At 55.1% G+C, this 5778-nt stretch carries 8 protein-coding genes; 7 read left to right on the top strand and 1 reads right to left on the bottom strand.

Going from position 1 to position 5778, the window contains the following annotated elements; translation table 11 throughout:
• Positions 1-221 precede the first annotated feature (221 nt).
• The 7 genes from AS156_RS43020 (at position 222) to AS156_RS41140 (ending at position 5066) form a co-directional block, all read left to right on the top strand.
• Complete coding sequence (locus AS156_RS43020) at positions 222-371, top strand: hypothetical protein (protein WP_160331048.1); 150 nt, start codon at positions 222-224, stop codon at positions 369-371.
• Between the two features lie 80 nt (positions 372-451).
• A complete protein-coding gene (locus tag AS156_RS25380) occupies positions 452-1045 on the top strand; it encodes a hypothetical protein (RefSeq protein ID WP_066510125.1) in 594 nt (197 codons plus the stop codon).
• Positions 1042-1554 (top strand): HNH endonuclease, encoded by a 513-nt coding sequence (locus AS156_RS41155; protein WP_082747726.1) that lies wholly within the window; start codon positions 1042-1044, stop codon positions 1552-1554. Before AS156_RS25380 ends, AS156_RS41155 begins: the two co-directional genes overlap by 4 nt.
• Positions 1555-1652: 98 nt before the next feature.
• The gene (locus AS156_RS25370) at positions 1653-1895 is read left to right on the top strand and encodes a hypothetical protein (protein ID WP_066510120.1); all 243 of its coding nucleotides are present in this window, start codon (positions 1653-1655) and stop codon (positions 1893-1895) included.
• 457 nt (positions 1896-2352) lie between these two features.
• Positions 2353-2631, top strand: a complete 279-nt coding sequence (locus AS156_RS41150; RefSeq protein ID WP_082747725.1) for a hypothetical protein — start codon at positions 2353-2355, stop codon at positions 2629-2631.
• Positions 2632-2724: 93 nt separating this feature from the next.
• Complete coding sequence (locus AS156_RS41145) at positions 2725-3240, top strand: HNH endonuclease (RefSeq protein WP_082747724.1); 516 nt, start codon at positions 2725-2727, stop codon at positions 3238-3240.
• Positions 3237-5066 (top strand): phage terminase large subunit family protein, encoded by a 1830-nt coding sequence (locus AS156_RS41140; RefSeq protein ID WP_082747723.1) that lies wholly within the window; start codon positions 3237-3239, stop codon positions 5064-5066. Before AS156_RS41145 ends, AS156_RS41140 begins: the two co-directional genes overlap by 4 nt.
• A 13-nt stretch (positions 5067-5079) precedes the next feature.
• Here the strand turns inward: AS156_RS41140 and tnpC are convergent.
• Positions 5080-5778, bottom strand: a 699-nt coding sequence (tnpC, locus tag AS156_RS25345) for an IS66 family transposase (protein WP_136626368.1), incomplete at its 5' end; no start/stop codon positions are given.

Genomic DNA, 5778 nt, shown 5'->3' with positions numbered 1-5778 from the left:
GTTAAGGTCGATGGCAGCGCGAACGTAAATGTGAATTTCAGCAACATGCCGAAAGGCACGCGAACGAGCGCGAATGTCAACGGTTTGTTCAAAGAAGCCCGGCTCAATCGCGGTCGCCCGATGGCGATGGCATCGCAGGACGCCTAGTAGTCCAAAGACTTATACATCGTGACAACCCGGATGCGGTAGTCGTGATGATTACCGCAAACGGAGGCGCATCAATGATTGTTGTAATTCCGAACTACCTGCTCGTCGTCATTCTGGTGACGCTTGCAGCCATCGTTGTGGTTCTCAGGCTTGCCAGTCTATCGCGCTATGAATGGATCATGTTCACATCGTTCATGGCGTTAGCAGTTGCATTGATCCTGTAGCTAACCATGAACTAATCATCACAAAACACGGCCAGCCGATTTGCTGGCCGTTTTCGTTTCTACGCAGGATCACGCAAATCATGTTTACGTTCAAAATCGATCTCGCGCCATTCGAAGAACAGGTAAAGCGCATGGATGCGGCAATCGATCAAATGCCGTTCGCTCTATCACGTGCACTCAATGATGCGGCGAACGACGCTTACGAGTATCTGATCGAAGAAACATGGCCGAAAGCCGTCAAGGTCCGTAACGCATCCTTCCTGCGTTGGGCGCTTCGTACCAAGTTCAGCACCAAGTATGATCTGACGGTCGAAATCTACGACAACACTCCAGACCAGCGCGCGCACCTTGCTTTGCATGCCGAAGGAGGCGTTAAGCTTCCGAAGGGCGCTCATCTGATCGTGCCGACCGACAACGTGAGCCGTGGTGCGAGTGGCGTCAGGCAGAGCCAGAAGCCTGCCAACATGGTTGGCAAGGTCGTCAAAGGCAACAAAATCTATCAGGCTGTAGGTCGAGGCAAAAACAAGCATCTCAAACTGATGTACGTGCTCGTACCTCGCACTCAACAGCCGAAGGACGTGCCTTTCCACGAAGACTTCGAGCAAATCATGATCGAAAGCTCACGGCGTCATTTCAAAGAAAGAATGATACAAGCCATGAGGTCAAGAAAATGACGGCTCTAACTGTTGAACGACTGAAAGAGATTTTGACCTACTCACCTAGAAGCGGTCTATTTCGTTGGAAGGTTCGTTCTGCTATTCAGGTCAAGATTGGTGACGTTGCCGGGAACGTCGATCGCAAGGGATATCGAAATATATCGATCGATAATAGGCTGTACAAAGCCCATCGCTTGGCTTGGCTCTACGTGACTGGACGCTGGCCTAGCGATCAAATCGACCACATTCAAGGCGTCGATCGCCCGGATTGCGATAGGCTGGAAAATCTTCGCGAAGCAACCAACTCACAGAACGTGAGTAACCGTCAGCGTCGTCAACGCAACAATACTAGCGGATATGTTGGCGTCAGCTTCGATCACCGACTCGGCAAATATCGCGCTCACGTAGGGCACAACGGTCGTAAGCATCACGTCGGTTGCTTCAACACCGCCGAACAAGCCTTCACCGCTCGCAATGAATACGCCCGTCGCCTTCACGGCGAATTCTTCTCTGACGGGCAACGCTGAACGACTACCTTTTCCGGCTCATGGCTACCTTGCGACTGGTGAGATCGAGCGCCAAGTCCACGGCAACACACAACCACCACCATTTAGAGGAACTACCAATGAAAGCATTTTTGTTTGCTGCGGCTCTCGCAGCTCTGGCGCTTGGCACCACTGCGTCAAGCGCCGCTGACTTCACTCCTGATGAGATCGCCAAGCTCCCGCAGGATGCCGTTGCAGCCATCAAACAGGACTGCGCCGACAAGTGGGGCAATAACTTCGAAATGCGCATCTATTGCGAAGACAAGCAGTACGAAGCTCTGCAGCACGTGATTGCGCGCGGTGAGATCAAGCCGAACGGCTAGGCATTCGCGTAGCGTAAGCCTACCACCATCACCACTATCTCAGCCCGGCTCGATTGCCGGGCTTTTCGTTTGGAGAACGCATGCAAACTAGTCATGAAGAAATCTTTCATAACGTCCTTAAATGGCACCGCACCAAAGCGATCCAAGCTCGCGAAGATGGACGTTCGCGCGACTCTGCAAGGCACTGGCGCATTGCGCGATACTTCGAAACCCATCACGGGTGTCCCGCCAATTGGGCTGACGTAGATCGCCCGTGAGCATTCATTCTAAACAGGGATCACATCACCATGTATGAGCTATATAACGTCAGCACTGGCGAACGCATTGCATCGTTTGCGGATAGCGATTTAGCAATTCGCATGTGCGAGTATTGTGCATTTAGCACTGGCAAGGATCACGCCGTAAAGACCACGGTATGTCACGCTGTTGGCCATTGGTGCGAACAGACCGAAGAGCAATGAGCTACGCATTCGACCTTGAATGCCTCGTCGAGCGCGATGACAGACATGTCGTCACAGAAGGCGTCATTGCTACGTGCCTCACGATGAGTGAAGCCGAGAACATCGCCGAGAGGTTATGCTGGGACTATCCAACAGCCGGTGTCGTCATCTGGCGCGTGCCTTACGACCGAGAACTGCATCTGCATATCGATGGTGAGCCGGAAAAGCTGATGTACATCGGCAAAGACTTGCGCTGGTCAGGGTACGATCGCAGTTGGGTAGTCGATAGGAAATAGAGTTTTGATCGCTGACCGGATGTACGTCAGTGATCGGAGAGAGAGCCATCGGCGCTTCGGCGTCGGTGGCTCTATTTTATTTATGAGGATGAAATGACGGAGTTGACTGCAGAGAGGTTGATGGATGTTCTGAGCTATTCGCCGCGTTCTGGACTCTTCCGATGGAAGGTTAAGCCTAATCGCAATATCAGGATTGGCGACGTGGCTGGAACAATCCAGTCCAACGGCTACCGCTATATCAATATCGACGGTCGCAAGTATCTCGCCCATCGCCTCGCGTGGTTGTGGGTATTTGGCCGATTTCCGGATCATGAGATAGATCACATCAACGGTATCGGTCGCCTCGATCAGGACAGGCTGCAAAATCTTCGCGAGGCTAGTCGGTCGGAGAATATGCGCAATCGCCAAAGCCGCAATCGCAACAACATATCCGGATTTCATGGCGTCGGCTTCCATCGGCAACGCGGCAAGTATCTCGCTCGCGTGCATATCAATGGACGCAATCACTTTCTTGGCTATTTCGACGCTCCCGAAGCAGCGTCAGTTGCCCGTAATGAAGCAGCTCAGCGCCTACACGCTGAATTTTACAGTGATGGTACTCGCCAATGAACCCGGAAATCATCTCAGCTATCACAGAAGCTTGCGAGGTTTGCCGCGCATACGATCATTTAAATCTAGTCGAATGGTCGGAGCGCTGCAGATTTATTCCTGCGAAGACATCCGTCTCGCCCGGCCTCTGGCGCTGTTCAGCTCAACCATGCTGCTACGGTCCAATGCTTGCTGTTACATCTGACGATACGCACACCATCACCGTGATGGCAGGAACGCAGCTCGTCAAAACCGAGCTGCTGCTCAACAGCGCCTTATACTTTTGCGAGCACGAGCCGACTGCGGTCCTTCTCGTCCAACCGACCCAGAACGCAGCCGAGAGCTTTTCGAAAGAGCGCTTGGCCCCTAGCATCGAAGCATCGCCAGCATTGCGCGAGCTATTCGAGACCGGGGCGCATAATGATGCGAACACCATCACCGCAAAGCATGGACCGGGTTTCAGTCTTCATTTAGTTGGAGCTAACTCGCCTACGGACCTCGCATCCCGTCCTAAGCGCATTATCCTCTGCGACGAGATTGATAAGTACCCGGTCTCGGCGGGTGCCGAAGGCGATCCCTTGAAGCTGGCCGAAGAGCGCGCGTCTACCTACAAAGCAGTCGGTCGCGCGAAGTTTGTCAGGACATGCTCTCCGACCGTAAAAAACGAGTCTCGTATCGGTCGTGAGTATGCAGCCTCCGATCAGCGCCGTCTCTACGTTCGTTGCCCGCATTGCTTCGAGCACCAAACCCTGAGCTGGGCCAATATGCGTTGGTCTAAAGATGAGGCTGGCGAACATCTGCCGGATACTGCGGCTATCTCATGCAGCATCTGTGGCGTGCTCTGGACTGAGCGGGAGCGTATCGCTGCCCTCGATGAACTGGCGACTGCCAGCGATCACGGATGGCGACAGACGGCAGAGTTTAGCTGTTGCGGTGAAAAGCAAACGCCAGTGCTCTGGAATGCAGAAGGCCGTTCACTCTGCCAGCATTGCGAGCAACCATCGCCCTACAGCGGTCATGCCGGGTTCTGTGTCAGCAAGCTCTACAGCAAGCGGCATAATCTCGCCGATGTAGTCCGCGAGTTTCTAGAAGCTCAGGGCGATCCTGAATTGCTTCGCAAGTGGACCAACACTGCACTCGCCGAACTCTGGGAAGTGAAGTGTGGAGATGGTCTCAATGAGAATGCACTGATGCAACGCGCCGAACTGTATGACGGCGATAGCCTGCCCGAATGCATCATCACCATCACCGGATTTTGCGACGTTCAGGACGATCGCCTTGAGGTTCAGTTGATTGCGTGGGGAAGTCAGGAAGAGGCTTGGCCGTTCCGTTATGAAGTCCTGCACGGCGATCCGGCTCAGCCTCAAGTCTGGCTCGATCTCGATATGCTGTTGCGCGAACGCTTCCGCACTGTGACCGGTCGCCCGCATCTGATCGATGCATTCGGTATCGATACAGGCGGACACTTCGCAGCTCAGGTCTATGAGTTCGCCAAACAACATCGTGGCCGTCGTGTCTTCGCTTGCAAAGGTCAAGGCGGTGCATTGCCCATCTGGCCCGGCCATGCGAGCAAGTCGAACTCAGGCAATCCGGTTTGGATGCTTGGCGTAGATAGCGGCAAGGAAGCCGTCTATGCGAAACTCAAGATCAGTCCTCCCGAACTCGGCGAGCGCAAACCGGGATATGTTCACTTCCCGGTCTCCGATCAATTCGGTCCTGCCTACTTCAAGATGTTGAACTCGGAGCGTCGCGAAACACGCAAGCGGAATGGTCAAACATATTCGGTGTGGATCAAGGTCGTTGAGAGAAACGAAGCTCTCGACACTTTCGTCGTAAGCATCCGGTGAGGACCGCGGTCACTCAGGCTGCCTGATTGACTTGCTTGTTTCGGTCTCGCCAATTCCAGGGCAGCAGTTCGTCAAGCCTTTGGGCTGGATGTGCAGCGATGCGGGCCAGGACGTCGGCGAGCCAGGCTTGTGGATCCACCTCGTTCATTTTGGCCGTGACGATCATGCTGTACATCACCGCGGCACGGTCACCACCGCGGTCGGAGCCGCAAAACAGCCAAGACTTCCGACCGAGGGCGATGCCGCGCAGGGCTCGTTCGGCGGCGTTGTTGGACAGGCAGATGCGGCCGTCGTCGAGGAAGCGGGTGAACGCGCCCCAGCGCTTGAGCATGTAGTCCATCGCCTTGGCGACATCATTGCGCCGTGAGAGCTTGGCGCGCTGCTCACGCATCCAGGCTTCCAGAGCGGCGACCAGCGGCGCGCTGAGCTCCTGGCGGACGGCCCGGCGCCGTTCGGGCGTTTCGCCGTTGATGCCCCGCTCGATCTCGAACAAGGCGTCGATCCGGCGGACTGCTTCCAGCGCCAGAGGCGAGATCACCGCCGGCTTTTTGCCCTGCACTTTGCGGCGCGCATTCTCGGCCAGATCAGCCATCACGAAGAACGGCCGTCGGGCATGGACCCAGCACGCGGCTTCCAGAATCGGACCTGCGTTGCGGCCCGGGTCGTAAAGCCTGCCATAGCCACCATAGGCATCGGCCTGGAAGATGCCGCT

This window comes from Bradyrhizobium macuxiense, assembly GCF_001542415.1.
GTDB lineage: Bacteria > Pseudomonadota > Alphaproteobacteria > Rhizobiales > Xanthobacteraceae > Bradyrhizobium > Bradyrhizobium macuxiense.
This window is presented reverse-complemented; position numbering and strand designations above follow the sequence as displayed.

Excerpts from the sequence above, each read along its gene's own strand:
- AS156_RS43020 (WP_160331048.1), top strand. The coding sequence starts at position 222 with ATGATTGTTGTAATTCCGAACTACCTGCTCGTCGTCATTCTGGTGACG.
- AS156_RS25380 (WP_066510125.1), top strand. The coding sequence starts at position 452 with ATGTTTACGTTCAAAATCGATCTCGCGCCATTCGAAGAACAGGTAAAG.
- AS156_RS41155 (WP_082747726.1), top strand. The coding sequence starts at position 1,042 with ATGACGGCTCTAACTGTTGAACGACTGAAAGAGATTTTGACCTACTCA.
- AS156_RS25370 (WP_066510120.1), top strand. The coding sequence starts at position 1,653 with ATGAAAGCATTTTTGTTTGCTGCGGCTCTCGCAGCTCTGGCGCTTGGC.
- AS156_RS41150 (WP_082747725.1), top strand. The coding sequence starts at position 2,353 with ATGAGCTACGCATTCGACCTTGAATGCCTCGTCGAGCGCGATGACAGA.
- AS156_RS41145 (WP_082747724.1), top strand. The coding sequence starts at position 2,725 with ATGACGGAGTTGACTGCAGAGAGGTTGATGGATGTTCTGAGCTATTCG.
- AS156_RS41140 (WP_082747723.1), top strand. The coding sequence starts at position 3,237 with ATGAACCCGGAAATCATCTCAGCTATCACAGAAGCTTGCGAGGTTTGC.